The 391-nt window shown below is 57.0% G+C and carries 1 protein-coding gene; it reads right to left on the bottom strand.

Translation table 11 applies throughout. The features are described from left to right. Positions 1–391 (bottom strand): hypothetical protein (locus A1OO_RS23435; protein WP_035008443.1); only part of this gene is annotated, 391 nt, incomplete at both ends.

Below are 391 nucleotides of genomic sequence, written 5' to 3'. Positions count from 1 at the left end.
CGAGATCGACATCGTTGGTCACGCCATCGTTATCTGCATCGGCCGATAAGCCCGCACCAGACAGGGGAGTGACCGCCAGTTCGCTCAGGCGGATCGCGCCACTGTGGAAGCTGGAATCGACGTAGAAGTCAGGGGTATCGCCGCTGTAGGTGACTTCGCGAAGCGCTGTGTCGTTGCGCAAGTAGGTGACCGTGCCCGCATTGACTTGGATGGTCATTGTGTCTCCCACAGAGACACTGCCCGCGCCAAAGTTGGTGCGATACGCCCCATTTTCATAGATGTACAGTGTGGAGCCCACGAGGTAGAAGGCGTAATCAATGTCGGCATAGCTGGCGGAGCTTTCTACGCTGCCCAGACCCATCATGTTGTTACTTCCCAGCGCATCGACTTT

The organism is Enterovibrio norvegicus FF-33, from assembly GCF_000286835.2.
Classification (GTDB): Bacteria; Pseudomonadota; Gammaproteobacteria; order Enterobacterales; family Vibrionaceae; genus Enterovibrio; species Enterovibrio norvegicus_A.
Note: the sequence above shows the minus strand (reverse complement) of the source record. Positions and strands in the feature narration are given on the sequence as shown.